Source organism: Nonomuraea sp. NPDC049141, assembly GCF_040648415.1.
Lineage (GTDB): Bacteria > Actinomycetota > Actinomycetes > Streptosporangiales > Streptosporangiaceae > Nonomuraea.
Genome location: NZ_JBEZDR010000007.1, coordinates 139,357 through 165,401, shown reverse-complemented (window position 1 = coordinate 165,401; position 26,045 = coordinate 139,357). Strand labels below are relative to the sequence as shown.

General features: G+C 69.8%; 22 protein-coding genes and 1 tRNA gene. 10 read left to right on the top strand and 13 right to left on the bottom strand.

The features are described from left to right. Positions 1-21: 21 nt before the first annotated feature. Entirely contained in the window at positions 22-1,311 is a 1,290-nt protein-coding gene (locus AB0B91_RS22315) for a polysaccharide biosynthesis C-terminal domain-containing protein (RefSeq protein ID WP_358322562.1), read from the top strand. Between the two features lie 18 nt (positions 1,312-1,329). On the opposite strand, the gene AB0B91_RS22310 is transcribed toward AB0B91_RS22315, so the two are convergent. After that, complete coding sequence (locus tag AB0B91_RS22310) at positions 1,330-2,604, bottom strand: hypothetical protein (protein WP_358322559.1); 1,275 nt, start codon at positions 2,602-2,604, stop codon at positions 1,330-1,332. Positions 2,605-2,959: 355 nt separating this feature from the next. Between AB0B91_RS22310 and AB0B91_RS22305 the strand changes: the two genes are divergently transcribed. Continuing rightward, positions 2,960-4,144, top strand: a complete 1,185-nt coding sequence (locus tag AB0B91_RS22305; RefSeq protein WP_358322556.1) for a glycosyltransferase — start codon at positions 2,960-2,962, stop codon at positions 4,142-4,144. A 32-nt stretch (positions 4,145-4,176) separates the two neighbouring features. Further along, positions 4,177-5,253 (top strand): GDP-mannose 4,6-dehydratase, encoded by a 1,077-nt coding sequence (locus tag AB0B91_RS22300; protein WP_358322553.1) that lies wholly within the window; start codon positions 4,177-4,179, stop codon positions 5,251-5,253. On the opposite strand, the gene AB0B91_RS22295 is transcribed toward AB0B91_RS22300, so the two are convergent. Together AB0B91_RS22295 and AB0B91_RS22290 are read right to left on the bottom strand one after the other, a co-directional pair. Next, positions 5,196-6,605, bottom strand: a complete 1,410-nt coding sequence (locus AB0B91_RS22295) for a serine hydrolase (RefSeq protein ID WP_358322550.1) — start codon at positions 6,603-6,605, stop codon at positions 5,196-5,198. The genes AB0B91_RS22300 and AB0B91_RS22295 overlap by 58 nt on opposite strands. A gap of 119 nt (positions 6,606-6,724) precedes the next feature. Continuing rightward, positions 6,725-7,570 carry a fused MFS/spermidine synthase gene (locus AB0B91_RS22290; RefSeq protein WP_358322547.1) on the bottom strand — a complete coding sequence of 282 codons (846 nt, stop codon included), beginning with the start codon at positions 7,568-7,570 and terminating at the stop codon, positions 6,725-6,727. A gap of 97 nt (positions 7,571-7,667) precedes the next feature. On the opposite strand from AB0B91_RS22290, the gene AB0B91_RS22285 reads away from it, so the two are divergent. From AB0B91_RS22285 to lat, 4 genes are all read left to right on the top strand, one after another. Then, positions 7,668-9,134 carry a penicillin-binding transpeptidase domain-containing protein gene (locus AB0B91_RS22285; protein ID WP_358322545.1) on the top strand — a complete coding sequence of 489 codons (1,467 nt, stop codon included), beginning with the start codon at positions 7,668-7,670 and terminating at the stop codon, positions 9,132-9,134. A 43-nt stretch (positions 9,135-9,177) separates the two neighbouring features. Then, positions 9,178-9,825: a hemolysin III family protein gene (locus tag AB0B91_RS22280; protein WP_358322542.1), complete on the top strand. Its 648-nt coding sequence runs from the start codon at positions 9,178-9,180 to the stop codon at positions 9,823-9,825. A gap of 68 nt (positions 9,826-9,893) precedes the next feature. Beyond that, complete coding sequence (locus AB0B91_RS22275) at positions 9,894-10,427, top strand: HdeD family acid-resistance protein (protein WP_358322539.1); 534 nt, start codon at positions 9,894-9,896, stop codon at positions 10,425-10,427. A 75-nt stretch (positions 10,428-10,502) separates the two neighbouring features. Further along, complete coding sequence (gene lat / locus AB0B91_RS22270) at positions 10,503-11,774, top strand: L-lysine 6-transaminase (RefSeq protein WP_358322537.1); 1,272 nt, start codon at positions 10,503-10,505, stop codon at positions 11,772-11,774. A gap of 123 nt (positions 11,775-11,897) precedes the next feature. Here lat and AB0B91_RS22265 read toward each other — a convergent pair whose 3' ends face one another. After that, the gene (locus tag AB0B91_RS22265; RefSeq protein WP_358322535.1) at positions 11,898-12,821 is read right to left on the bottom strand and encodes a TIGR03620 family F420-dependent LLM class oxidoreductase; all 924 of its coding nucleotides are present in this window, start codon (positions 12,819-12,821) and stop codon (positions 11,898-11,900) included. 139 nt (positions 12,822-12,960) lie between these two features. Here AB0B91_RS22265 and AB0B91_RS22260 point away from each other — a divergent pair, with 139 nt between their 5' ends. Next, positions 12,961-13,857 (top strand): LysR family transcriptional regulator, encoded by an 897-nt coding sequence (locus AB0B91_RS22260; RefSeq protein ID WP_358322532.1) that lies wholly within the window; start codon positions 12,961-12,963, stop codon positions 13,855-13,857. A gap of 12 nt (positions 13,858-13,869) precedes the next feature. On the opposite strand, the gene AB0B91_RS22255 is transcribed toward AB0B91_RS22260, so the two are convergent. From AB0B91_RS22255 to AB0B91_RS22215, 9 genes are all read right to left on the bottom strand, one after another. After that, on the bottom strand, positions 13,870-14,643 hold the full coding sequence (locus AB0B91_RS22255) for a helix-turn-helix transcriptional regulator (RefSeq protein WP_358322529.1): 774 nt from the start codon (positions 14,641-14,643) through the stop codon (positions 13,870-13,872). 579 nt (positions 14,644-15,222) lie between these two features. After that, the gene (locus AB0B91_RS22250; protein ID WP_358322527.1) at positions 15,223-15,450 is read right to left on the bottom strand and encodes a response regulator transcription factor; all 228 of its coding nucleotides are present in this window, start codon (positions 15,448-15,450) and stop codon (positions 15,223-15,225) included. A 156-nt stretch (positions 15,451-15,606) separates the two neighbouring features. Further along, a tRNA-His gene (locus AB0B91_RS22245) sits at positions 15,607-15,682 on the bottom strand. A 66-nt stretch (positions 15,683-15,748) separates the two neighbouring features. Then, complete coding sequence (gene orn / locus AB0B91_RS22240) at positions 15,749-16,342, bottom strand: oligoribonuclease (RefSeq protein ID WP_214637174.1); 594 nt, start codon at positions 16,340-16,342, stop codon at positions 15,749-15,751. A 70-nt stretch (positions 16,343-16,412) separates the two neighbouring features. Then, the gene (locus AB0B91_RS22235; RefSeq protein WP_358322524.1) at positions 16,413-17,528 is read right to left on the bottom strand and encodes a DUF2510 domain-containing protein; all 1,116 of its coding nucleotides are present in this window, start codon (positions 17,526-17,528) and stop codon (positions 16,413-16,415) included. A 49-nt stretch (positions 17,529-17,577) separates the two neighbouring features. Beyond that, positions 17,578-18,924, bottom strand: a complete 1,347-nt coding sequence (locus tag AB0B91_RS22230) for a hypothetical protein (protein WP_358322521.1) — start codon at positions 18,922-18,924, stop codon at positions 17,578-17,580. 39 nt (positions 18,925-18,963) lie between these two features. Then, on the bottom strand, positions 18,964-20,586 hold the full coding sequence (locus AB0B91_RS22225; RefSeq protein WP_358322518.1) for a serine/threonine-protein kinase: 1,623 nt from the start codon (positions 20,584-20,586) through the stop codon (positions 18,964-18,966). 111 nt (positions 20,587-20,697) lie between these two features. Continuing rightward, positions 20,698-23,100, bottom strand: a complete 2,403-nt coding sequence (locus AB0B91_RS22220) for a serine/threonine-protein kinase (protein WP_358322515.1) — start codon at positions 23,098-23,100, stop codon at positions 20,698-20,700. A gap of 86 nt (positions 23,101-23,186) precedes the next feature. After that, positions 23,187-23,825 carry a pyridoxamine 5'-phosphate oxidase family protein gene (locus tag AB0B91_RS22215; RefSeq protein ID WP_358322512.1) on the bottom strand — a complete coding sequence of 213 codons (639 nt, stop codon included), beginning with the start codon at positions 23,823-23,825 and terminating at the stop codon, positions 23,187-23,189. A gap of 35 nt (positions 23,826-23,860) precedes the next feature. Here AB0B91_RS22215 and AB0B91_RS22210 point away from each other — a divergent pair, with 35 nt between their 5' ends. Both AB0B91_RS22210 and AB0B91_RS22205 read left to right on the top strand, forming a co-directional pair. Continuing rightward, positions 23,861-25,282, top strand: coding sequence for a PLP-dependent aminotransferase family protein (locus tag AB0B91_RS22210; protein WP_358322509.1), 1,422 nt, complete (start codon positions 23,861-23,863; stop codon positions 25,280-25,282). Positions 25,283-25,327: 45 nt separating this feature from the next. Further along, a complete protein-coding gene (locus AB0B91_RS22205; protein WP_358322506.1) occupies positions 25,328-26,044 on the top strand; it encodes a hypothetical protein in 717 nt (238 codons plus the stop codon). The last annotated feature ends 1 nt before the right edge of the window (position 26,045 follow it).

Below are 26,045 nucleotides of genomic sequence, written 5' to 3'. Positions count from 1 at the left end.
GCGCCCGCACCTGTCTCGGCCATGAGGCCCGCGGCAGGGGTCGCGTTCCGATCGCTGGCGACGCGTGCACTCTGGCTGACGCTCGCCATGGTGACAGGGGCCATCGTCGCACGCTTCCTGCAGCCGGAGGGCAGGGGCATCTACGCGGTCATCACCACCACGGCCGGAATCGCCATGCTGCTGGGTCATCTGTCGTTGGAGAAGTCTCAGCTCGCCTTGTGGTCGGATCGCACGCGGCATCCGGCCTTGATCACCAATGGCTGGGTCCTGGGCCTGGCGATGGGGACGGTGGCCGCGATGGCCGCGGTGATCGTGGTGGCGGCCACGTCGATGCCCGGCGAATGGCATCTGTGGATATGGGCTCTGCTCGCCGTTCCCTTCGGTGCCGCCGCCGTCAACCTCAGCAGCGTCCTGGTGCTGCAGGACCGCATGGACGTACTGAATCGCAGAACCGTTGTCTGCTCGGTGGGGCAGTCCCTCACGGTCGCTCTTCTCGCGGCCGCCGATCGCATAACTGTCACGAACGTGGTCATCTGTTGGGCGGTGAGCGCCGCGCTGCCCTTCTTCTTCGCACTCCACGGGTTGCGGCGAGTCCCGCTGTGCTGGGACGTCTCTCTCGTACGGCGGCAGTTCGCACTCTCGGGCAGATACCACGTGGGTTGGGTGGCCACCTACCTCATCGCCAGTCTTGACGTCCTGCTGCTGAGCGCGCTCCAGTCGGTGACCGCCTCTGGGCTCTACACCGTCGCCGTCACCGTGATGACGCTTTCCCGTATCCCGGGAAACACGATCACGCAGGTCGTGCTGCCCAGGCAGGCAGCGTCCGAGCCTGACGAGGCCAAGCGCATCACCGCATGGTCGTTCCGGATCAACCTTCTTACGTCTTCCGCCGTGGTGGCGACTCTCGCGGGTGCCTCCCCCTGGCTGATTCCGCTCGTCTACGGCGCCCCATTCGCGGGCAGTGTGGCCCCGCTGCTGGCGCTTGCTCCTGGTGCGATCGCGTTCGTGCAGGTCCGGCTGCTGGAACAGTATCTGGTCCGGCTGGACAGGCCGACCACGATGACGGTCATCTCGCTCCTCGCCCTGACCGCCAACGTGCTGCTCAACCTGGTGGCGATCCCGCTGTGGGGCGTGATGGGCGCGGCGTTCTCCTCCAGCGCGACATACGTCTTCATGGCCGTCCTGACCGTGTCACGGTTCACGCGCACCACGGGCCTTCCTGTTCAAACCCTGCTGCCCGGCGCGGCCGATGTGCGGCTGGTGCTGCGACCATTGCTCGACAGGCGGCGGTTGGCCCGGCAACCGGAGTGATGCGGGGCCTTTGCGAGATCACGGCAGGCGTTGTGGAGTCAGCGGCTTTGCCGCTTGGTCAGGGGCGGCGGAAGAGTCGTCTCCCGGCGACTCCGACGGCGAACCGGCCTGGGAGAGCCTGCTCCATACGACGGCGGCGAGCAGGCTCGTGATCAGCTCGATGGGGATGCGCTGCCGGAGGATGAGCCCGACATTCGCCATGGTGGTGGCGTAGACGATGATGCTGGGCACGATGAAGGCGAGCAGCTGGAGCAGCGTGTGGCGGTCGTGGTGCCAGAGCCGCCCGGCCCCGCGCACCGCGGAGAAGAGCAGGAAGTACCACAGAAGCACGTCGATCTTGCCCATTTGCAGGGTGAGGCTGCCGGAGCTCCAAGGAAAGGGCGACAGGACGGTGTAGAGCAGTTTCGGCCCGAGAGCGCTCCACGCACTACCGCCGTCGGTGAACTCGATCCCGGAGCCTCCATCGGCGTTGCCGCTGCGGACGACGGTCGACTGACCCTGGTCCAGTTGCTGCTGCCCTTCCTCGATCAGAGTGTTGTCGTAGGCCCCTACGAAGACCAGCATGCCTGTCGCCAGCAGCGCGCTCAGTGCGAACAGCCTCCGCACGGAGAGCCGGGTCTTGGACACTGCCATCCCCAGGACCAAGGGGACGGCGCACATGAACACCATGTAGGGCCGCACATGCCACAGGCACCACAGCAGCCCCCCGGACAGCAGCAGTTTGCTCAGCGCGAAGCGTTGAGAGAGGGACACGCCGATGCCCACACACGCGACCACCAGGAAGGCGCTGAATCCGTCCTTGTACGTGTCGGCGGTGTGCAGCAGAAGTGCCGGCATGAAGGCGACCACCACGAGCAAGCGGAAGGCCCCCTGCTCGGTGGCGCCGACGACCCTGGCGAGCCGGTACATGATCACACAGAGCACGCAGGCGAGCAGGGCGACGAAAGCCGTGCAGGCGAGCGGCGCCAGCCCGCCGCACACGTACATGATCAACGCGAAGACGTTGCACGGCACGGCGACGGACTGCATGTAGGGGGACTCGTCCGCGGTCACGAAGTGGATGCCTTCAAGTCGCCACAGTCTGACGATCTCCATCGCATCGCCCTCATAGCCGTGGTTGTCACCTCCGTACTCGATGAGGCCGGGCCGCAGCACCAACACATGGACGACGAGACGGATGGCGAATGCGAGCAGCAGGACGAACAGCGCCCGCCGGGCCATGGCGCCGTCGAGGCTCGCGTTGACGACAAGGATGAGCGTCAGTGCGGCGAGGGCGACGATGAGGTATTCCATGAATGCGACCTTCAGTCCACCTGGGCGCCACGCGCTCATGCCCAGCAACCCACCGAACCGCCGGCCTCGAAGCCGGCGACGACGACGACGCTAGCGTCGCGCGGTGCGTCACAACACGTCCGGAGGGCGAGCATGGTCGGCTGCTTACCCGACTTGATGGATTCTTGCCGGAAAGAACCGCTCCTGTTCCCGGGAGTATCGCCGGACTTAGGGACGGTAAGTGCCGACTGCCCGTGATCACGCGCAGGTAGGCAGCGATAAAACATTTGCCCTCTGACCGCGACGCGCTGCGCCGAAACGGCCGATACCGCAGCTAGCTTCGCGACGTGAAGCAGGCCCGCCACAGAGGAGCCGCATGAAGCCGGACAATCGGATTCGCGTAATGGAGATCATCGCCCGGATGAACGTGGGCGGTCCCGCCACCCAAGTGCTGGGAATCTCCGAGCGCCTCAACCCCGACGAGTTCGAGCACCGCCTCTACACCGGTCACGTGGACGACGAGGAGGGCGACCACCTCGGGCTGCGGCGGGCGAACGTGCGGGTTCACCGGATCGCCGGGCTGGGCCGCTCCATCAGGCCCTCCGACGACTGCCGCGCCCTGCTGAGGCTGGTCTCCGAGATGCGCGCGTTCCGACCCCACGTCGTCCACACGCGGACGGCCAAGGCCGGCGCGCTCGGCCGGGTCGCCGCCCGCCTGGCAGGTGTGCCCTCGGCCCGCGCGCACGTCTTCCACGGGCACCTGCTGCACGGTTACTTCTCGGGTGCGAAGCGAGCGCTCTACGTGCGTTCCGAGCGGGTCCTCGCGTCGATGACCGACCGGCTGGTGACCGTGGGCGCGCGCGTGCGCGACGACCTCCTGGAGGCCGGGATCGGCCGCCCCGAGCAGTACGTGGTCATCCCGCCCGGCGTGCGGCCGGGACCGACGCCCGACCGGCTGATCGCCCGCGAGGAGCTCGGCCTGCCGCTGGACGCGCCCGTGGTGTCGTACGTCGGCCGGCTCACCCAGGTCAAGCGGCCCGACCGGTTCGTCCAGGCGGCGCGCGAGATCCTCCGGAGGTTGCCGGAGTGCCGCTTCGTCGTCTGCGGCGGCGGCGAACTGCAGGAGCGACTGGAACGGGACATCGAGTCGATGCGCGGAGCCTTCCATCTGGTGGGCTGGCGCAAGGACGTGGAGACCGTCTACGCGGCGGCCGACGTGGTCATGCTGACCTCTGACAACGAGGGCACCCCGCTCACGCTCATCGAGGCGCAGATGGCCGGAACCCCGGTCGTGTCCACCCGGGTCGGCAGCGTCGCCGAGGTCGTCCAGAACGGGCGCACCGGGCTGCTCGCCGCTACCGACGCCGCCGAACTGGGGGAGCACGCCGTAGAGCTACTCTCCAACCCCCTGCTTGCCGGCCGGATGGGCGAGGCCGCCCGCCGTTGGGCGACCGCCTCGTTCGACGTGGACCGCCTCGTCGCGGACACCGAGGCCCTATACCGATCGCTGGCCCAGCCCCGCCGGGGTCGTCGTGTCGCTACCGGGGGGACGGGCAGGTGAAAGTCCTGGTCAACGTGTCCAGAGGAGAAATCATGAGCAACGCAGCCACGTGCACGTACCTGATTACGGGCGGCAGCGGATTCGTCGGCTCGCACCTGACCGACGCCCTGCTCTCCCGCGGCGACTCGGTGGTCGTCCTCGACGACCTGTCCACCGGGCGGCCGGGCAACCTGCGCCCGCATCCGGCTCTGCGCTTCGTGCGCGGCTCCATCCTGGACGAACTGGTCGTGGACGAGCTCGTCCACCAGTGCGACGTGGTCGTCCACCTGGCCGCCGCCGTCGGGGTCAAGCTGATCGTGGAGCAGCCACTGAGATCGCTGATCACCAACATCAGGGGCTCCGAGATCGTCATCGAGGCGGCGCACCGCTACCGCAAGAAGATCCTCATCGCCAGCACGAGCGAAATCTACGGCAAGAACTCCTCCGGCCCCCTCAGAGAGGACGCCGACCGCATCCTCGGCAACACCGGGGTCGTGCGCTGGGCGTACAGCACGGCCAAGGCGGTGGACGAGATCCTGGCCAACGCCTACCACCACGAGCGTGGCCTGCCCTCCATCGTGGTCAGGCTGTTCAACACCGTGGGGCCGCGGCAGAGCCCGGCCTACGGCATGGTCATCCCGCGCCTCGTGCGACAAGCCCTCAGCGGCGTTCCGCTCACGGTGCACGGAGACGGGACCCAGACACGGTGCTTCGCCCACGTCGCCGATGTGGTGGACGCCCTGCTGCGGCTGCTCGGCAACGAGGCGGCGGTCGGCCAGACGTTCAACATCGGCTCGGCGGAGGAGGTGAGCATCCTGGAGCTGGCCAAGCTGGTCATCGAGCACGCGGGATCCACCTCGGGCGTCGACCTGATCCCCTACCACGAGGCCTATCTCAAGGGGTTCGAGGACATGACCCGCAGGGTCCCCGACACCACCAAGATCCGTGAGCTCACCGGATGGCGGCCGCGGCGCACGCTGGACGAGATCCTCGCGGAGGTCGTCAGGGAGGCGCGCGAGGAGCTCTCGGGGGCGTCCAAGAGTCGATCGGGCCGCCCGGAACGCTTTGCGCCTCAGGACGTCTTGAGCAGTGCGAACGCGCCCCGCGCCAGCGCGACGAGCTCCTCGTAGACCTGATCCTCGTTGAGGGCGGCGGACGGGTCGGAGGCCATGGCCGTGACCACGAAGGTGCGTCCGGACGGTGTGCGGGCCAGGTAGCTCAGGTCGAGCACGCCCGGTTCGGAGCCGCCCTTGTACCAGACCGTCGGCCACTCCTTGGCGGGCAGCTTGATCCCGCCCGTGTTCTGCGACATCACCTCGCCGATCCGCTTGTCACGGCTCTTCGCCAGCTCCGCGTAGGCGCGGCAGATGTCGGCGGGGGAGCCGAACCACTCCACCGTGTCCAGCTCGCGCGGCGCGGCCCACGCGACGACGCTGGACAGCGGGAGCTTGTCGACGACCTCCGACAGGTAGGCCCGCCGCCCGGCCGTGTCACGTGACAGGTACTCCTTGGCGTGCCGTGGGTAGTCGGCGCCCTTGAGCGCGAACAGCTCCCTGGTGCTCAGGAACGGGGTGTTCCGCTTCGCCTGACCGTGCCAGGACCGTGCGGTGTGCTCGACCGAGGTCCGGCCGGCCTGGTGGAGCAGCAGGTCAGCGCCCGTGTTGTCGCTGATGGCGATCATCAGCTTGGCCGCCTCCAGCACGGGCACCTGGCTGTTGTCGGGACGGTCCTGGAGCCGGCCGCTCGGCAGGCTCTTCAGCTCGGGTTTGATCGTCATCGCGGTGTCCCAGGAGAACCTGCCCTGCTCGATCTTCTTGGCGACGGCTCCCAGGACGTACAGCTTGAACATCGAGCCGAGCGGGCGCGCCACGCCACCGGCTATGGCGTGGGCCGGGCGGCAGGTGCCGTCGGACTTCACCTCACCGGCGAGGAAGCCCACCTGGGCCGCCGCCTTGCGCGCCCGCCGGTCCAACTCGTCCCAGCTCGTGGGCGAGGGCTGAGGAGGTGCCGGTACGGCGAACAGCGCGGAGTCGACCTTGCCGGTGGCGTCCACCGAGAGCGTCAACTTGAGCGTCTGGGCGCCGACCACCACGTGGGCGATCAGAGCGGTGGGCGCGGCTCCGAGGATCCTCTCCAGCCGGATCCCGCGCAGCGAGGCCAGGGTCTCGTTGAACTTGGCCGCCGGCACCTGCTCCAGAAACGCCGGGGCGAGGTGCTCGGCCAGCTCGGCCTGCCCGATCGGCGCCCTGGCGGGGGCGTCGAGCAGCCAGCGCAACTGCTGCCCGACAGGCGTGCCGGGAATCTCCACGGGTGGCGCGGTGGGCGCCGGAAGCGATCGTGGAACGTTCCAATCGAAGGAGCCGGCAAGAGACATCGTGAGCGGCCTCGTGGTGGCGACGTTCGTAGTGGTCACTCCCGCGCACGCGGTGAGCGTCACGGCGGTCGCCACGACGGCAAGGGCCGGTTTCGACGGGGAGAACATGGCAGCTCCTTCGACTCAGGCTCGGGTCCGGACGCGGCGGAACACGTGCCCACCGGCCCCGTCCTACATACCGCACCCGGTGAGTCGTCGTCCGCGCATCCGCGGAGTTGCGCGCGGGCTCAGCCGAAGACGGCGGGAGGCGGCACCGGAGCCAGCACCGCGTCGCCGTCCTTGATCGGGGCGGCGCCCGCGACGAAGTTCGTCAGCGCCTCCCCGTGCACGCACCTGGCCTGGGTGAGGCCACCGGCCGCCCGGCGGGTCAGCAGGTCGATCGGCAGCTCCGCCCGCGAGGCGGCGACGATGAGGTTGCCGAAGCGGCGCCCGCGCATGACGCCCGGCTCGGCCAGCAGCGCGACGTGCCGGAACGTGCCCTGGACGGTCGCCACGAGCCGCCTGGCGAAGGCCAGCCCCTTGCCGTCGGCCATGTTGATCAGCAGCGTGCCCGACGGGCGCAGCACCCTGGCGATGTCGCCCATGTACTCCGTCGTGGCCAGCTCGACCGGCATGGTGGCGCCGGAGAAGGCGTCGAGGACCAGCAGGTCGGCCGAGTCGTCCCAGACCTTGGCGGTGCCCTCGCGGCCGCCCTGCACGATCACCTTCAGCCGTGGCACGGACCGCAGGTCGAGCTGCTCGCGGATCAGGTTGACCAGCAGCCCGTCGGGTTCGAGGACGATGTGCCGGGAGCCGGGGCGGGTGGCCGCGACGTAACGCGGGATCGTGCACGCCCCGCCGCCCACGTGGACGCAGGCGAGCGCGCCTTCCGGAAGAAGGTCGATGACGTCTGCCATAAGGCGTACGTACTCGAATTCCAGATAAGTAGGGTCTTGTAAGTCAACGTACGACTGAGGTACGCCATCCTTGGACAGCACCCAGCCGTCCTGCCTGTCCAGGTCCCGGAGCAGTTCAATCTCGCCGAACGTCACCGGGTACAGGCCGGGCATCGGCTCCCGCTGTCCTCGTGCCACGCTGATCCCCCTCCTGGGAGTAAACCGTATGCGACGACGAAGGCTGATTGTGCTGTTTATCGCCGTTGTCGCGGTAGTCGGCGCAGGTGCCTTCGCGATGGTGGCGTCCACGAGGGTCAAGGGCAGTGCCGCGCAGACCTCGGCCGCCTATTTCGCGGCGTGGAAGCGGGGGGACCTGCAGGGCATGGCGGCCCTGGTCTACCAGCCGCCGGCGGACTTCAGCACCCGGCACCGGTCGTTCTCGGAGGACCTGCACGTCGAGAGTATCCAGCTGCGGCCCGGGGCCGTGAAGAGCACCGGGGAGACGTCGGCCGAGGTGCCGTTCAGCGGGAGCAGGACGCTGCGCGAGTTCGGGGCGTGGCCGTTCAGCAGCACGTTGCGGCTGGCCGTACGCGACAGGACCTGGAAGGTGCTCTGGGCGCCGGAGACGCTGGACCCCCTGCTCAAGGACGGGGGCACGGTGCGGCTGACCGAGTTCGACGGGCCCGCGGTCCAACTGGTGACCAGCGAGGGGGAGAAGATCCCCAACGACAGCTACGCCGAGTCCTACCTCGCCGAGCTCAAGCCGGAGTTCGACGAGGTGGGGCAGGGGTGGGCACTGGAGTCGGCGCTGCCGGGACAGCAGGCGCGACGGCTCATGACCGTCGAGCCCAAGGTGAGTCAGGAGCGCACCACGCTGTCGCGCTCGGTGCAGGCGGCGGCCGCGCGGGCGCTCGACGGGGTGCGGAACGCGTCGATCGTCGCCATACGGCCCAGCACCGGCGAGGTGCTCGCGGTGGCCGACCGGCTGGAGGACAACTACAGCGCGTTCCGCGACTTCTTCCCGCCCGGGTCCACGTTCAAGACGGTCACGGCGGCGGCGCTGCTGGAGGCGGGCCTGGATCCGGCGGCGGAGGTGGACTGCCCCGGCAAGTACACGATCCCGAACTCCAGGTCGATCAAGAACGCGGGCGAGCAGGGGCACGGCACCGTGACGTTCGCCGACGCGTTCGCGTACTCCTGCAACACCACGTTCGTGCGCGAGGCCGTCAGCCGATTATCGGGTGACGATCTGGTCGAGACCGCCGCGAAGTGGGGGTTCAACGGCGCCGAGCTGGATACGGGCCTGGGCGGCCACTGCGGCCGGATGGACCCGCCCGACAGCGTGGACGAGCTGGCGGTGGACTCCTTCGGCCAGGGCTCGGTCGAGGCGACCCCGCTGTGCATGGCGATGGTCGCGGCGGCGGTCGAGAGCGGCTCACTGCGCGTGCCGCGCATCCTGTCGAAGGACGCGGTGGAACAGATCGACGGCCCGCCCGCCAAGCCGGTCGAACTCGACGAGGGGACGGTCACGGCGCTGCGGGACATGATGGCCGCCGTCGTCGACCACGGTACGGCCGCTGCCGCCGGACTCCCGGCGGGCGTGTCCGGCAAGACGGGGACGGCCGAGGCGGGGGCGTCGCGAGAGCACGGCTGGTTCATCGGTTACCGCGACGACCTGGCCTTCAGCGTCTTCGTACGGGACGGCGGCTCGGGCCGGAGCGCCGCGCTGCCGGTCGCGGCCCGCTTCCTGAACGGGCTATGACCTCGTTGAGAGATTCACCATAACCTACGGTACCGTAGGTTATATGACGACCATCTCCGCGAAGCCGAGACTGAGAGGCTGGTTGCACACAGGAGCGTTGCCCGTGACGCTGGTCGCCGGGTTCGCGCTCGTGGCGCTCGGTCCCACGCTGCAGGCCCGTCTCGCGTCCGCGATCTACGCGATCACCTCGGGCCTGCTCTTCGGCATCTCGGCCACCTACCACCGTGGCACGCTCGGTCCGCGTCTGGCCGAGGTGCTTCGCCGCTTCGACCACGCGAACATCTACCTGATCATCGCCGGCACCTACACACCCTTCGCGCTGCTCGCGCTCGACGGGGCCGCCCGCGTCGCCGTCCTGGTGGTCATCTGGGGTGGCGCGCTGTCCGGAGTGCTCTTCCGGGTGTTCTGGATGAGTGCGCCGCGCTGGCTCTACACGCTCCTCTACCTGGCGCTCGGCTGGACCGCGATCTTCGTGATGCCGCAGTTGCTCGAAGGCGCGGGCGTGGTGGCCGTCGTGCTGGTCGCCGTCGGCGGCGCCTTCTACACCGCCGGAGCCATCGTGTACGGGCTGCGCCGCCCGGATCCGTCACCCGGCTGGTTCGGCTACCACGAGGTGTTCCACGCGTTCACGGTGGCCGCCTACGTGGTGCAGTACATCGCGGTGTCGATCGTGGTCTACTCCCAGGCATAGGTGGCGAATTACTGACTTTTGACCGTGCGGTGGTCTGCTTGCGTGATCGATCGGGAGATCAGACCAATATGGAGCAAATCGCACACACCTGGTGGCTCGTCCTCATTCGTGGCATTCTCGCGGTGATCTTCGGCATCCTCGCGCTGATCTGGCCCGCGATCACGCTGTACGTACTCGTGATCTTCTTCGGGGCGTACGCGATCGTCAGCGGGATCTTCTCGCTGTTCGCCGCGTTCCGGCACGACGTCAAGTCCCGCGTCTGGCTCATCGTCTCGGGAATCATCGGGATCCTCGCCGGCATCGTGGCATTCGTCTGGCCGGGAATCACGTCGCTGGCCCTGCTCTTCGTGATCGCCTTCTGGGCGATCTTCGGTGGAGTGTCGGAGATCATCGCCGGCATCCAGATGCGCAAGGAGATCCGGGACGAATGGATGCTCATCATCGGCGGCATCCTGTCCGTTATCTTCGGCGCCCTGCTGCTCATCTGGCCGGGCGCGGGCGCGCTCACGCTGGTCTGGCTGGTCGGCATCTTCGCCATCCTGTACGGCATCACGATGATCGTGCTGTCGTTCCGGGTGAAGAAGCTTGCGCCTACGGCCTGAAGCCCGGAAATTTTCCGCATATATCGGGCTGGGGCAGGGAAACGTATGCCATGTCTGGTTCAACGTGGAGGAGACATGGACGTACACGACCGCCTTGCCCGCCATCTGCTCGTCGACGGATACCGGCTTGTGCTCGATCTGGAGCGCAGCCAAGGCTCCTGGCTCGTCGACGCCCGAAATGGCCGCCGATACCTTGACTTCTACACGTTCTTCGCGAGCGCACCCCTCGGCGTGAACCCGCCCTTCGAGCCGGAGTTCGTCCGGCTCCTTGGCGAGGTCGCCCGCAACAAGCCCGCCAATCCCGACATGTACACCGCACACCTCGCGGACTTCGTCGACACCTTCACCCGTGTCCTCGGCGACCCCGACCTGCCCCACCTGTTCTTCGTCGAAGGTGGTGCGCTGGCCGTCGAGAATGCGCTCAAGACCGCCTTCGACTGGAAGAGCCGCCGCAACGAGGCGGCCGGCCGGTCCCGTGACCTCGGCACCCAGGTCATGCACCTGACCAAGGCATTTCACGGCCGCACCGGCTACACCTTGAGCCTGACCAATACCGAACCGGGCAAGACCGACCGTTTCCCCCAGTTCCGCTGGCCGCGCATCGACGTACCCGCCATACACCTCGGAGAGGTCGAGGCCGCCGAGCAGCACGCGCTCGCCCAGGCCCGCGCCGCCTTCGAGGCGAACCCGCACGACATCGCCTGTTTCATCGCCGAGCCCATCCAGGGCGAGGGCGGCGACAACCACATGCGCCCGCAGTTCCTGCAGGCCATGCAGCATCTGTGTCACGAGTACGACGCGCTGTTCATCCTGGACGAGGTGCAGACGGGCGGCGGCACCACGGGCACCGCCTGGGCCTACCAGCAGCTCGGCCTGGCGCCGGACATCGTGGCCTTCGCGAAGAAGGTCCAGGTGGGCGGCATCATGGCCGGCCGCCGCGTGGACCTGGTCCCCGACAACGTCTTCCAGGTCAGCGGCCGGATCAACTCCACCTGGGGCGGCGGCCTGGTGGACATGGTCCGCTCGCGCGGCATCCTGGAGATCGTCGAACGCGACGGCCTGATCCCGCGCGCCGCCACCCTCGGCACGCTCCTCGTCGAACGCCTCACCAAACTCCAGGTGGAGCACCCGGACCTGGTCTCCAACCCCCGGGGCCGCGGCTTGATGTGCGCGTTCGACCTGCCCGACAGAGCCGCGCGCGACGCGCTGGTCACGCGGCTGCGGGACGAGGCGGGCGTGCTGGTCCTGGCCTGCGGTCCGCGCTCGGTACGGCTCAGGCCCGCGCTCAACATCCCGGAATCCGACCTCGACCACGGCCTGATGGCCATCTCGGCGGCCCTCCGCTGACCTGACCTGCGACGACGTCCACCCGCCACCTGACCCACGCCTTCACCGTCGCTGCCCCCTGCGCGGCAGCGACGGGCTACAACGAGGAACGGCGATCGCTAGCCGTGCGGACGGCATGGGAGTTCAACTCCAGACCGTGTCGCGCAGTGCCGGGGCGAGCCGCTCCAGTTGGTCCACGCCGGCCGAGAAGTCGGTGCCGATCGGTTGCATGAGCGTCACGTGATCCGCGCCGGCGGCCAGGTGCTCGCGTACCTTGGCGGCGATGTCGGCCGGGTCGCCGTGGGCGATGATCGCGTCCACCAGCCGGTCACTCACCTCGGCGATCTCCTGCTCCGAGTAGCCGAGCCGGGCCAGGGCGGCCGCGACCCAGGTCAGGCGGAGGCTGGCCGACACCTGCTCCCGTGCGATCGCTCGCGTCCGGTCGCGGTCGTCGCCCGGGACCATGGAGAGCCCGACGACCAGCAGTTTGTCCGGGCCGAGCACCTGCCGGGCCTGCGCGGTGAACTCGGGAGGCCCCCCGGCGGGCAGCGCCCCATCGGCGATCTCGCCGGCCAAGGTGAGCATCTTCGGGCCGTTCGCGGCGATGATCCGCGGATAGGCCACGTCGGGTGCGGGTGGCGAGGTCGGGCTGTCCATCCGGTCGCGGTAGTCGCGCATCGTGGCCAGCGGGCTGCCGAACTCCCGGCCGGTGTCGGCCGCCTGCTGGGGATAGCCGACCCCCAGCCCGAGCACGAACCGGCCGGGATAGGCCTGGGCCAGTACGGCCGCCGCGCCATGCATGGTCTGCGGTGGCCGGGCCCAGATGTTGGCGATGCCGGTGCCGAACACCATCCGCCGCGTGGCGGCCAACAGCACGGCCAACTGCACAAGAGCGTCCTTTCCGCCGACGACCTCGTTGGTCCAGACGGCGCGGTGGCCGGCGCGTTCCAGCCGCTCGACGGCCTCGCGCTGCAGGTCGATGGACAGGGCGCTGGTGAACGAGACCGGCAGCGTCACGCCGACCGGCCCCAACGCCCGGCGGGCCGTGTCGACCACGGTGGTCCTCATGAGAGTGCTCCTTGAACGGGGCTGTAGTGGGTTCTCAGCTTGGGACCGCGGCGCATTCAGGGTCCAATGAATGTTTCGCAAGGCGCATCCCGATTCACGCATCACCGCAGCTCCAGATGATGGGGCCTACGCTGGGCGCATGCCCGACTCGCCACTGCCCCCGGTGGACCTGGATCTGCGGCTGGTGCGCTCGTTCGCCACCGTCGCCGAGCACCGGCACTTCGGTCGCGCCGCCGCCGCCCTCCACCTCACCCAGTCCTCGCTGAGCCGGCAGATCGCCCGGCTCGAACAGCAGGTGGGCGCCCGCCTGCTGGACCGCACCCCGCAGGGCACCCGGCTCACCGACGCCGGAGAGGCCTTCCTCCCGCTCGCCCTCACGCTGCTGCGCTCCGCCAGCAGCGCCGTGGCGCGGGCCCGGGCCGCCGCCCAGCCCAGCCGGATCGCGATCGGCTACATCGGCAACCTCGTCGTCACCCCGGCGGTGCGCGAGCTGCGCCACCGGCATCCCGGCGCCGAGGTGCGGATCATTCACCTGGCCTGGGACGAACCACGCGCCGCGCTCCTCGACCACCGGGTGGACGCGGTAGTGACCCGGCTGCCGTTCCCCACCGACGAACTGCACGTCACAGTGCTCTACGACGAACCACGGGCGCTGCTGGTGCCCGTGGATCACCGCCTGGCGGGCAAGGAATCGGTCACCCTCGACGACATCGCCGACGAGCCCATGCCCCGGGCACTCGACCCGGCCTGGAACGCCTTCTGGCGCGCCGACCCCCGGCCCGACGGAAGCCCGGCGCCGGACGGTCCCCTCATCGAGGTGGGCGAGGACAAGCTCGAACTCGTCGCCGGCGGGCAGGCCGTTGTCATCCTTCCTGCGACCCTCCGGATCGGCGACCTGCGCCCCGACCTCACCATGATCCCCCTGGAGGGAGTCGAGCCCAGCCACGTCGTGCTGGCCACCCGAGCCGACGACCGCGGCCGCCTTGTCGCGGCCTTCCGCAAATGCGCCGAAGCCCATCTCACCGGGCCGGGGTGATCCGTCCCAGCATCAGTCGCGGTGGTGGCGGGCCTGGAGGAATGCCGCGGTGGCGGCGTCGGCGGGCAGGAAGGCCTCCAGCTTGAGCTCGGCCAGCGTGACGTCCACCGCGGTGGCGAACGAGGTGAGCGTGGTCAGCAGCCGCAACTCGGCATCCCCGGTACGCAACCGCAACGGCACCGCGAACCCCAGATGGTCGCTCCCCGGCACCGCCTCGGGCACGTAGGACTCCAGCTCGGCGATGAACGCGTCGAGCCGCGGATCCTGGCTGCGGAGGAAGTCGGCCCGCAGGCTCTCGGTGATGTGCCGGCCCCAGTCCGCGAGGTTGACGACCCGAGAACCCATGCCTTTGGGGTGCAGGGCGAGCCGCAACACGTTGATCGGCGGCTCCAGCAGCTCGGCCGCGGCCCCCTCGGTGAGCACGTCGAAGGCCGCGTTGGTCGCCACCAGCTCGCCGTAGGGCCGGACCACGACCGCCGGGTACGGCAGGTGGCCGTCGAGGATGCTCTCCAGAGCCTCGCGTACCGGGCGCAGCATGGCGTCGTCCAGACCTGACTCAGGGAACAGGGGAGCGTACCCGGCCGCCAGCAGCAGGCCGTTGCGTTCGCGGAGCGACAGATCGAGCGACTCGGCCAGGCGTACGACGATGGCCCGCCCGGGGCGGGATCGGCCGCGCTCCATGAAGCTCAGATGGCGTTGGGTGGTGCCGGCCCGGTTGGCGAGCTCCAGCTGGCTCACCCGCCGGTTGCTACGCCACCGCCGCAACTCGCTCGCGAATCGTTCCATGCCTCCCTTTCTAGCCCACGCGCCTGACGGAGCACGATTCCCCGCAGGGAATGACACAAGCTCACGAATGCCCCCGAGACGGTCTCACCGTCTCGTAACGGCGCCAGACCACCTCCACCGGAGGAGCGTCCCCCTGGAGAGAGCCCAGCCCCGTGTGGCGGGTGGGGGTGCCCCATGCCGGCCGTAAAAGAAGGGCCCCCAACACCCACGAGAAGCTCCGGCCCGCTCGAAGGGCCGGCCCGCGAGAGATCCGGCCCGCAAGAGGCCCGGCCCGTGAGAGGCCTGGCACGCGCGGAGAACGGGCGCGAGAGGCGCGGCACGCCAGATGGTCGGCACGCGCGGGGAACCGGTGCATGGCCCGGCACACAAGATGGCCCGCCGCACGAAGGGCCCGCCACACGAAGGGCCCGCCACACGGGGAGACCCGCCAGGGCCCCGCGCGAGAGATGTGAGAGGCGCGAGAACACTCGGCACGCGAGAACGCCCGCAGGTGCGGAGATCGGCCGCGATCAGGACGCCGCGCCCAAAACGACGTGATCAGGACGCCACGATCAGGGCACCGCGATCAAGACGTCGCGATCAGGACGTGGGACGCGACTGCCAGAGGCCGATCGCGGTGACGCGCGAGTCGACGCCGAGTTTGGCGTAGATGCGGTTGACATGGTTCTTGACTGTTTTCTCGCTGAGAAACAGCCGCTGCGCGATCTGCCCATTCGACTGCCCAGTCGCGATCAGATCCATGACCTCGGTTTCGCGCTTGCTCAAGGACGTGAACACGCTATCGAACGCTGCGTCTTCGACTCTCATCCGGCCTCCGGGGGCGCGCGCAGACGGTCAGATCGCCGAGGCCCCCGCGCATCCGGCGTAAGCGGTAGACAGCGAGCATAACTCGCAATGTCATGTTTTGGGGACGTTGCCGTAGAAAACGACAAACGGCCGGTCCCGAGGGACCGGCCGCGTGCATGGGGTGAGTGAAGGGACTTGAACCCTCGACATCCAGGACCACAACCTGGCGCTCTACCAGCTGAGCTACACCCACCATGAACCGCCGACGTGGCGGCACAGGAAAAGTGTAGCGGTCTTCGGGAGTCTTTACGCCACCCAATTAGCCCGTGACACGCTCGGCCACCGCTCTGGCGGTGGCCGAGTCGGGGCCCGGCTGGCCGACGAAGATGGCCGCCCGGTAGTAGCGGAGCTCCCTGATGCTCTCCGTGATGTCGGCCAGCGCGCGGTGTCCGCCCTGCTTCTCCGGGGCCGCGAAGTAGACCCGGGGGTACCAGCGGCGGACCAGCTCCTTGATCGATGACACGTCGATCATCCGGTAATGCAGATAGCCGTCGACCGCGGGCATGTCGCGCGAGATGAACGTGCGGTCGGTGCCGATGGAGTTGCCGCAGAGCGGCGCCTTCTTCGGCTCGGGGATGTGGCGGCGGATGTAGTCGAGCACGAGCGACTCCGCCTCCGCCAGCGTCACCCCGCCCGCCATCTCGGGCAGCAGGCCCGAGGCGGTGTGCATCTCGCGGACCACCTGCGACATCTGCTCCAGCGACTCGGGCGGCGGTTTGATGACCACGTCGACGCCCTCGTCCAGCTGATTGAGCTCGCTGTCGGTGATGATGCACGCCACCTCGACGAGCGCATCGCGACCCAGGTCGAGCCCGGTCATCTCGCAGTCGATCCAGACCAGCAAGTCACTCATTCGATCTCCTCGCCCAAGCGGCTCGGAGTCATCCGCCCGCCTGAATACCCCATCAGCCTAGTGCCACCGGTTATGCGGGCTTGAGCGAGCTGAGAACCTGATTGACCACGTCGGTGCCCAGATTGTCCGGAACTGACGTGTATAGGAGGGCTGGAGGCTTGCCCTGGCCGCGATCCATCAGGACGATCGCGCCGTTTTCCTTGTTCCACTTGTAACCTTTGGCCTTCGACTCCTTCGAGAAGTCGAGCTGGAACTGGAGGACCCAGGCGTCCTTGTCGCCGATCTTGAGCGCCTTGTCCTGGATGATCTTGTTGGTGTGCGTGATCGGGTAGTACTCGGCGAAGTTCACGAACACCGACTTGGCCGCGTTGCTCAGCCCGTCCGTCCCCGTGTACGGGAAGAGCGGGTTGAGCAGGCCGGTGAAGACGTTGCCGTTCCAGTTGTCCTTGCCGTTGTACTTCTCCTGGGAGATCGCCTCCACGCCGCTCGACCAGGCCTGCTGGCGCGGGTCGGTGCCGTTGATGGAGCTGGACTCGGGCACCTTCCAGCCTTCGGGCACCTGGTACGACAGGCCCGCCTGCGGGTCGGAGACGCGGCCGTCCTGCGGCTGTGGCAGCTCTGCCGGGGCCTGCGACGGCGGCTCGGTGGTCTGGCCCTGCTCCGGCGACTGCTCCGTCTCAGTGGGCGTCGGGGACTCGGCGAGGGTGCCGTCGGTGTTGCGGTTCACGAAGAAGATCCCGGCCACCACGATCAGGCCGACCACCACGAGCGCCGCCAGCCCGCCGAACACCCACGGCAACGGGTTGCTCTCCTTCGGCGGCGGACCGTAACCGGGTCCGGGCAGCGGGGTGTCACCCCATCGATTCTGGCCGGGCGCGCTGTACGAGGGCTGGCCGAACGCCGGCTGCTCCTGGGTGGGCTGCGCGTACGCCGGCTGGCTCTGGGCGGGTTGCCCGTACGCGGACTGCCCGTATGTCGGCTGGCCGAACTGCTGCGTCGGGTTCGCCGGCGTGGCGGACCAGTCGGGACTCGACTGCTGCTGCGGTCCGGAGGGCGGTTGCTGTTGCGCTGGCGTCCCCTGCTCCAGCGGGTGGGTGGCGTCCGTCCACTGGCCGCCGTCCCACCAACGGAGTTGGGGCGATCCGTACGGGTCGGGGTACCAGCCCGCGGGGGTCTGCGTGGTCATATTCGTCAGCGTAGTAACAACAGCTTTGATATGCATTGCTGGCTCGGCTTCAGCACTTGTACGTGAAGCTCGCCTTGTCGGTTTTTAGCGGGCCGGGAGACAGCACCCGGAGAGTGGCCGTGGCCTTGACGGTGCTCTTGCCCTTGAGTGTCCATCGGAGCGGCACGCTGTAGGCGGTCTGGTCGGAGGTCGTGTGGAGTGTCTGTTTGACGACCTCCTTGTCCAGGTTCTTGCGCCACTCGTAGGTGATCTCGCCGGCCTCACCGTTCGTGACGATCTTGCCTGTGACGACGACGGCGCTGTTGCAGCCCTGCGTCTTCTTCGGCGCGACGACGTCGATCGACGTGATCGCCAGGTCAGGGGCGGAGCTCAGCTTGAGCCAGGCGATGATCGCCCCGCCCATGATGATCGCGAACACTGCCGCCGCCAGGATGGTCCGCCACCGCCTCGCCCGTGCCGCCCTGGACGGCCTGCCGTCGCCGCGCTGGACCGTTCCGATCTGGTCCCGGCCCTCCCGCCAGATCCGTTCCGCCGTGCTGCCGGCCTGCTGCGCCTGCGTGCTCACCCCCGGTCCGAAGTGCACCGGCGCCTGATGAGGGCTGGGGACGGCGAGTAACGTGACGATGTCACCCTCGTCGAGCGGCGGCTGCGTCTCCACGGGCGGATGCGCGAACGCCGACCTGCCCCGGGCTGCCTGCGCCAGCCGGTCGTGCCTGATCGCCCCGCCCGGCAGCGCCGCGGGCTCGGAGAGTACGACGGACTTGGCGGCGCCCAGGCCGTGGGTGGTCGCGATGACCGCGGCCCGCTCGAAGAGGGCCGCCGCCCGCGGGGCGCTCCGCATGACCGAGGCGGCCAGCCCCCGCGCCAGCGACGCCCACGCCGCCGCGTCCCGCTCCGGCGGGGAGACCTGCCCGCGGATGGCGTCGGACAAGCCGCGTTCCGACAGCAGCGGCGTGCCTTCGGCGGTGATGACCACGGTGCCGGGATGCACGGAACCGTGGGTGACCCCGGCCGCGTGCAGCGCGAGGAGGGTCTGCGCCGTCTCCGCCAGTACGGCCGCCGCGCCGCCCGCGTCGATCGGCCCGGCGGCCAGCAGGTCCGACAGCGTCGGGCTGACGGCCTGCGCGGTGAGCAGCCAGACCTGATCGCCCGCCGCCACGACGTCGGCGACGGGGATCAGCCCGGTCAGCCCGCCCAGGACGAGCCGCTGGTCGGTCAGCACCGTCGCCACGACGCGCTCACGCACGCCGGGCAGCCCGATGATCTTCGGGTCGAACAGCAGGGCTCCGGCCCTGCGCCCGTCGGGTGAGATCGCGTCGATCCAGTTGCCCAGCTCCGTGATCCAGGTGTTCTCGGTGAGCCGGAAGCCGGCGATACCGTGTCTCGGATTGTCCATCGCCGCTTGCTCCATCACCGTGTGTCCCCCGACGCCTTTCTAGCGCTTCCTCCGGTGTCGTCCCGCCATACGGCGCTTCACTGCAAGTGTGACGGGAAGCGCGCCGGACGTCACCAGTGCGAGTGCCAGGAGCGCGCCGCCCTCCGGCGGCGGTGTGTACGCCGACCCGCTGTTCTCCCCACCGTCGGAGGAGGGCCTCGGCGACTGGGAGCTGGGCTCCGGGCTGCTGAGGGTACGCGTCGGCCGGACGGTCGGAGGCGCGGTCGTGGGCGGCTTCGTGGGCTGCTTCGTGGTGGCGGACGTGGCCGCCGGCTGGTCGTCGACCTTGCTGGTGATCTCGGGCTCGGTCGGCTCGGTCGGTGGCGCGGTCTTGACGGCGGTCTTGGTGGCCGTCTTGGAAGGTCTGGGCTTCGGAGTCCTGGTGATCGTCCGAGTCGGTGTGGGCGTCGGCCTGCGGGTGGTGACGGGCGGCGGCGCGGTACTCGTCGAGAGTGTCGGCTCCGGCGTGGTCTCCTCGACCGTGGGAGTGGGCTCCTCGGAAGGCTCCTCGTCCTCGGACGCGGCGGACGGCGCCGGCTCCGTCGTGGAGGGGGTCACCTGCGTGGTCCGCGCCTGCAGGGCGGGCTCGTCGGACGTGGTCTTCACCAGGACGAGCGCGATGCCGATCAGCAGGCCGGTGCAGGCGGCGCCGACGAGGATCTTGGTCGAGCGCTTGCTCAGCACCTTCCCCGGCTCGGCGAACTGGTTCTCGGCGAGCGAGGTCTGCCCCTCCGCCGGACCCTCAGGCGGGCTGGGGAACAGCATCAGCAGCAGGCCGGACAGCCGGGCCAGGCGGTGCTTGCCGCGCTCCTCCCAGTCGGACCCGTACGCCCTGGCCGCGACCGCTTCGAGTTCCGTCAGGAACGCCTCGGCGGAGGATGGGCGATCGACGGGGTTCTTGGCCAGGCCACGCTCGACCAGGTTCCGCAGCGGCCCGGGCACCTCCTCGATGGGTGGCGGCGAGCTCTGGTGCTGGCGGGCCAGCGCCGCGAGGTTGGGCGAGCGAAAGGGGCGGGCGCCCGTCAGGCACTCGAAGAACACGACGGTGGCGGCGTACACGTCGGTGGTGGGCGCGGCGGAGGCGCCCGACCACTGCTCGGGCGCCATGTAGGGCGGGGTGCCTGCGGCGCCGGCGGCCTCGCCGTTCCTGACCGCGATGCCGAAGTCGACGAGCTTGCTGGAGCCGTCGCCCTGGACCATGACGTTCTCGGGCTTGAAGTCGCGGTGCACGACGCCGATCGCGTGGGCCGCCGCCAGACCTTGTAGCGAGCCCTTGAGCACCAGCAGCGCGGCCTCCGGGCCCGTGGGGCCCTCCGACCTGAGCAGTTCGCGCAGCGAGACCCCGTTGACGAGCTCCATGACGATGGCCGCGCCCGCGCCGGCCTCGACGTATTCGATCAGGCGGGCGTTGTGCGGGCTGCGCATGGTGCCGAGCAGCCTGGCCTCGTGCCTGAACCGGGCCACGAAGCCGACGTCGGACCGCAGCTCCTCGGAGAGGTACTTGACGGCCACCTCCACGCCGTCGTGGTCCCGCCGGGCCAGCACGACCCGCCCGGCGGATCCGGCGCCAAGCTCACGAATCTCGGTATAACCCGGGACCCCCCACTGGCCATCGTCGTACATGCGGTCTCCTCTGAAGTCCTCTGGGCCCCCACGCTCATCAGACGGACCGTAGCTTAACCAGACGTAACCGCTTTCTCACGGCTTATCTCCAGACAGGACTGAATCTGGAGGTCAGCCGATGGTTCCGGAATCGTCGGACGACGGGGTGTCAGGGGCGGGGGTGTCCGGAGTGTCCGGGTTCTTCGGCTCGTCGGTGTCGGTGTCGTCGTCGTCCTTCGGCGGGTCCTCCTGGCAGGCCGCGGTCGTGCCGCCCGAGCTGTCGCCGCCGCCGGCCGCGCTGGGCCGGGTCGCGGCCGTCACGAGCCAGGACGTCTCGCAGGGCACCTTGTCGAAGGTGAAGCTCACGGTCCTGGTGTAGGAGGTCTGGCCGGACAGGGTCAGGGCCTCGGTGTGCGCGATCCGGCCGCCGAGGGAGAAGGAGACGGCGAGCCGTACCGGCTGGTCGTTGCCGGTGGTCACCGAGACGACGGCGGTGGCCGCGCCGCGCGGGCTGAGCGAGGCCCGCACGATCGACACCTTCCGTACGCTCGGCGGGCAGGTCACCTTCGTCCGGGCGGTGGCCGTCCGGTCGCCCGCGCGGACCACCACGGAGACGGTGGCGTCGCACGGGCGGGACCTGAAGGCGTGGGTGAACGTCCGCGAGTAGGCCGTCTGGCCGGACAGGGTGGCCGAGCGGGTGGCGACCTGGTCGCCGTTCAGCGCGAACGCGGCCTCCACGGGGACCTCGGCGGTGCCGCTGGTGGTCACCCTGACCCGGGCCTGAGCCGTACGGCCCGGCGAGGCGGCCAGGTCGAGCGACACCCGCAGGCCCGTCACCCGGGTGGGACAGGGCGGCACGTTCACCGTGGCGGTCCGCGGCCCGCCGGGAGCGGCGGGGAAGGTGGTGACGGTCAGCGTGACGCTCTTGCCGCACGGGCGCTCGTCCATGGTGTAGCTGAGCGAGCGGTCATAGGACCGGCCGCCGTTCAGCCGCAGGGTCTGGCTGTGGACGGGGGCGCCGGCCACGGACCAGGCGGCGGTCGCGGTGATGGGTCCCGTGCCGGTGGTGAGGACGGAGAGCGAGGAGCCGGCCACGTTGTCGTCATTGACCGTCAGCCCGCCGAGCGTGAGCCCCGCGACCGAGGTCACCGGCGCCGGCGTCACCGTAGGCGTGGTCACGGTGACCACGGGCGTCGGCGTGATGGTCTTGGGCGGCTTGGGGGTTTGGGTAGGAGTCGGCTTGGTGACCTTGGGCGTGGGCTTGGCGCTCTTGGTGACCTTGGGTGTCGGGGTGGGCGCCGGCTCGGTGGTCGGCGGCGTGGTGGCCGCCACAGGCTCGGCGGTCTCCCGCTCGGGACTGTGGGACGGCACGGCCAGCGGGGATGGATCATCGCTGGGCAGCTCGGCAGGGGGCTCCTGGCTCACCGCGACCGGCGTGGCCGGCGGGGCCTGCTCGGCTGGTCCCTGCGATTGCGAGGGCCCCACCAGGGCCACGTCTATGGGCGTCGTCCCCCGGTCGCGGCTCGACAGCGCGACGATCACGGCGACGGTCGCGACCGCGACCAGCCCCACGCCCATGCCCAGCCGCACCGAGTTCCGCTTGGCCGTACGGAGCGTCGAACGGAAGACGGTCTGCGCCAGCGAGGTCGTGACCTGGGCCGGAGGCGTCTGCGGCACGGGCAGGAGCAGGGCGAGCAGGGCCACCAGCGCGGCCAGCCGCCGCCTGCCGCGCTCCTCCCAGTCCTCGCCGTACGCGGCCCGCGCCGCCGCCTCCAGCTCGATGACGAAGGCGTCGGCGCTGACGGGCCGGGCGGCCGGGTCCTTGGCCAGCCCGCGCGTGATCAGCTCGCGTACCGGCTCGGGGGCGTCGTGGACCGGGATCGGGGCGTGCATGTGCTGGTAGCCGAGCACGCTCGGCTCGGTCGACCGGTACGGCCGGTGCCCGGTCAGGCACTCGAAGAACACCGCCGTCGCCGCGTACACGTCGGTGGCGGGCGAGGCGGGCAGGTTCTCCCACAGCTCGGGCGCCATGTACGGGGGCGTGCCCTCGGGACGCGAGGCGGTCCCCTGGTGGACGGCGATGCCGAAGTCGACCAGCTTGCTGGCCCCGTCGTCGCGGACGATCACGTTCTCGGGCTTGTAGTCCTTGTGCACCAGTCCATGTGAGTGCGCCCTGGCCAGGCCGAGCAGCGAGCCCTTGAGGACGACCAGGGCCGCCTCCGGCCCCGTCGTCCCGTGCTCGCGCAGCAGTGCCCGCAGGGACACGCCGTTGACCAGCTCCATCACGATGGCCGCGCCGTAGCCGTCCTGGATGTACTCCCACAGCGTGGCGATGTGCTGGTCGCGCAGCGTGGTCAGCACCCGCGCCTCCGACTGGAACCGGGCCAGGGCCACCGGGTCGCTTCTTAACCTCTCCGAGAGGTACTTGATCGCGACCTTGACGCCCGTCTCATCGTGCACCGCCAGCACGACCCGGCCGCTGCCGCCCGCCCCGAGCTGCTTGATCTCCGTGTAACCAGGAGCGTTCCACTCCATCGCCATCCCCCATCAGGAGTAGGGCCCACCTGATGAGACGTCTGATCAAGGAGAGAAGTTTGCCAGGTGGTTCCTGATTTATGGAACTACTCCCGGCCGCGGATGTGAACAGGTACGTCCATACCGTCTGGGAGTGCCGGATCCGGCACGGGCTCGCCCCAGGACGTCACCAGCGGCAGCACCCCAGCCCAGACGGGCAGCGCGTAGTCGTCCTCCTCGTCCATGGGCCCGCCGCGCCGCATCTTCACCGACGCCTCTTCGAGTGACAGGGCCAGCACGGCGGTCGCGGCCAGCTCCTTGGGCGACGGCTTCCTGACGTAGTCCCACTGGCCGGGCGCGAGCTGCTCGGACAGGACACGGAGCCCGGTCAGCCGCTCCTCCGGGTCCGTCAGCAGCCTGGCGTGGCCGTAGATGATCGCGGAGCGGTAGTTGACGGAGTGGTGGAAGATCGACCGGGCCAGCACGATGCCGTCGACGTGGGTGACGGTGACGCACACCTCCGCGCCGCTGCCCGCGCGCAGTGACCGCGCCCCAGTGGAGCCGTGCAGGTAGAGGGTCTCGCCCAGGCGCCCGTATCCGGTGGGCACCACCATGGGGTGGCCGTCGACCACCACACCCAGATGGCAGAACAGCCCGGTGTCGAGCACCTCGTACAGGTCGTTCCTGTCGCTGCTGCCACGTTGCTTCTCGCGGCCGAGCGTCGTGCGGGGTGTGGTGGAGAGCATGCGACCACGGTAATGAGAAAGTGGACATAGCCTGAATGGCCACTAATGCCCGCTTCTCGGAGACCACTTTCGTGCGCACCCTCATCGACCTGCCCATATCCCTGTCCAGGGAGTCGGCCGTCCCGCTCTCGGCACAGCTCACCGGCTGGCTGCGCCGGGCCATGCTCGCGGGCACGCTCGCGCCGGGGGAGCGGCTGCCGTCCTCGCGCGGGCTCGCCGGCCAGTTGCGGGTGAGCAGGACCGTGGTCACGGAGGCCTACCAGCAGCTGTACGCCGAAGGGTGGCTGGAAGGGCGGCACGGCTCCGGCACGTTCGTGGCCTCGCTGGAGGCGGCGCATCTCGCCGTCGAGGCGCCGCCCGCCCCCGAGCCGCCGCCTCGCCCACCGGCCGAGCGGACGATCGACCTGACCCCCGGCACGCCCTGGGTGCGCGACTACGACCGCGCGGCCTGGAAGCGGGCCTGGCGCAAGGCCGCCGACCTGCCTCCGGGTGACTCCCCGGACCCCTACGGCCTGCCGTACCTGCGCGAACTGCTCGCCGACCACCTGCGGCGGGCCAGGGCCGTGACCGTCGGCCCCGAGAACGTCCTGGTCACCAGGGGCACCGGCAACGGCCTCGACCTGTGCGCGCTGGCCCTGCTCGGCGAGGGCGGCCGGGCGGGCGTCGAGGATCCCGGGTATCACGTGGCGCGCACGGTGTTCGCGGCCAGGGGCGCGAAGGTCGTGCCGTGCCCGGTCGACGAGGACGGCGTGATCGTCGAGGGGCTCCCCGAGGACCTCCGTGTCCTCTACACCACGCCCGCCCACCAGTACCCGCTCGGCGGCCGCCTGCCGATCCCGCGCAGGGAGCGGCTGCTCGCCTGGGCCAGGAGCACCGGCGCGATCATCGTGGAGGACGACTACGACGCCGAGTTCCGCTACGACGTCGCGCCCCTGCCCGCCCTCTACGGCCTCGACCCGTCGCGCGTCGTCCTGCTCGGCACGCTCTCGAAGACCCTCGCCCCCGACGTCGGCGTCGGCTGGCTGGTCGGCTCACCCGAACTGCTCGACCGGATCGCCGCCATCCGCCTCACGCTGTCGGACCGCACCAGCGGCCCGGTCCAGCAGGCCGTCGCGACCCTCCTGGAACGCGGTGACCTGGACCGCCACCTGCGCCGGATGCGCCTGGAGTACGCCCGCAGGCGCGGCGCGATCGTCGAGATCCTCGGCCCGCTCTGCCGCCTGCGCGGTGACACGGCCGGCCTGCACGTGCTGGCGGAGCTGCCCCGCGGCACCGTCCCCGGGCTGGTCGCCGCCGCGCGGGAGAAGGGCGTGCTGCTCGACTCCACGGGCCGCCACCACTACGGCTCCGAACACCTGCACGGCCTGGTGATCGGGTACGGCTCGGCCACGCTGGCCGACGTCAGGCGCGGCTGCCGGATCGTGGCCGGTCTGATGTGCTCAGCCCCGAATGAGTAGGTAAGCGGTGATGCCGAGCCGCCCTCCTGAGCCAGAGTGGACGGCATGAAATGGTGGTTACTTCTGGCCTCGGTCATCGGCATCCTGATCACCGCCTGGCTGATCCTCTACGCGGGGGTGCAGCTGTCCACGCTGCTCTCCCTCGGCCTGGGCGCCATCAGCCTTATCTGGCTGGTCGTCCTCCTCACCGTCCCGTGGAACCTTTACTTCGCCGCCCGCCGGGTCGCACAAGACATCCCCGAGTCGCGCGAGCGCGGCATCGAGGTGCCGCAGGGCCGCGAGGACGAGGCGCGCGACATCGGCCGGCGGATGCTCAGGCTCGCGATCGCCGGGCACGTCGTGTCGGCGGCCGTGCTGGCGGGCATCACGGTCTTCTCCGGCGCGCAGGTGGGCTACTACTTCGCGGCCTTCTACCTGCTCGCCACCTGTTTCCGCCCGATCGGCGCGTACCTGGCGCACCTTCGCCGGCGGGTCACGACGCTGGCCGAGGAGGTCCGCTACCCGCGCAGGGACGTGGTCTCGCTGGCCGAGTCGGCCGACGCGCTGCACATCAGGACCGACGAGCTGGGCAGGGACCTCGAACGCCTGCGCGATGAGATGGCCGCCACGCGGTACGCCCTGGAGACGGCCGACCACGACCTCAACCGGCGCATGACCGGCATGACCCGACGCTTCGACGAGACGGTGGACGGGCTCGGCGACAACCAGGAGGTGATCTCCGGCCTCAAGGCCTTCCTCCGCCTGGTCCGCGCCGAGGCGTAGC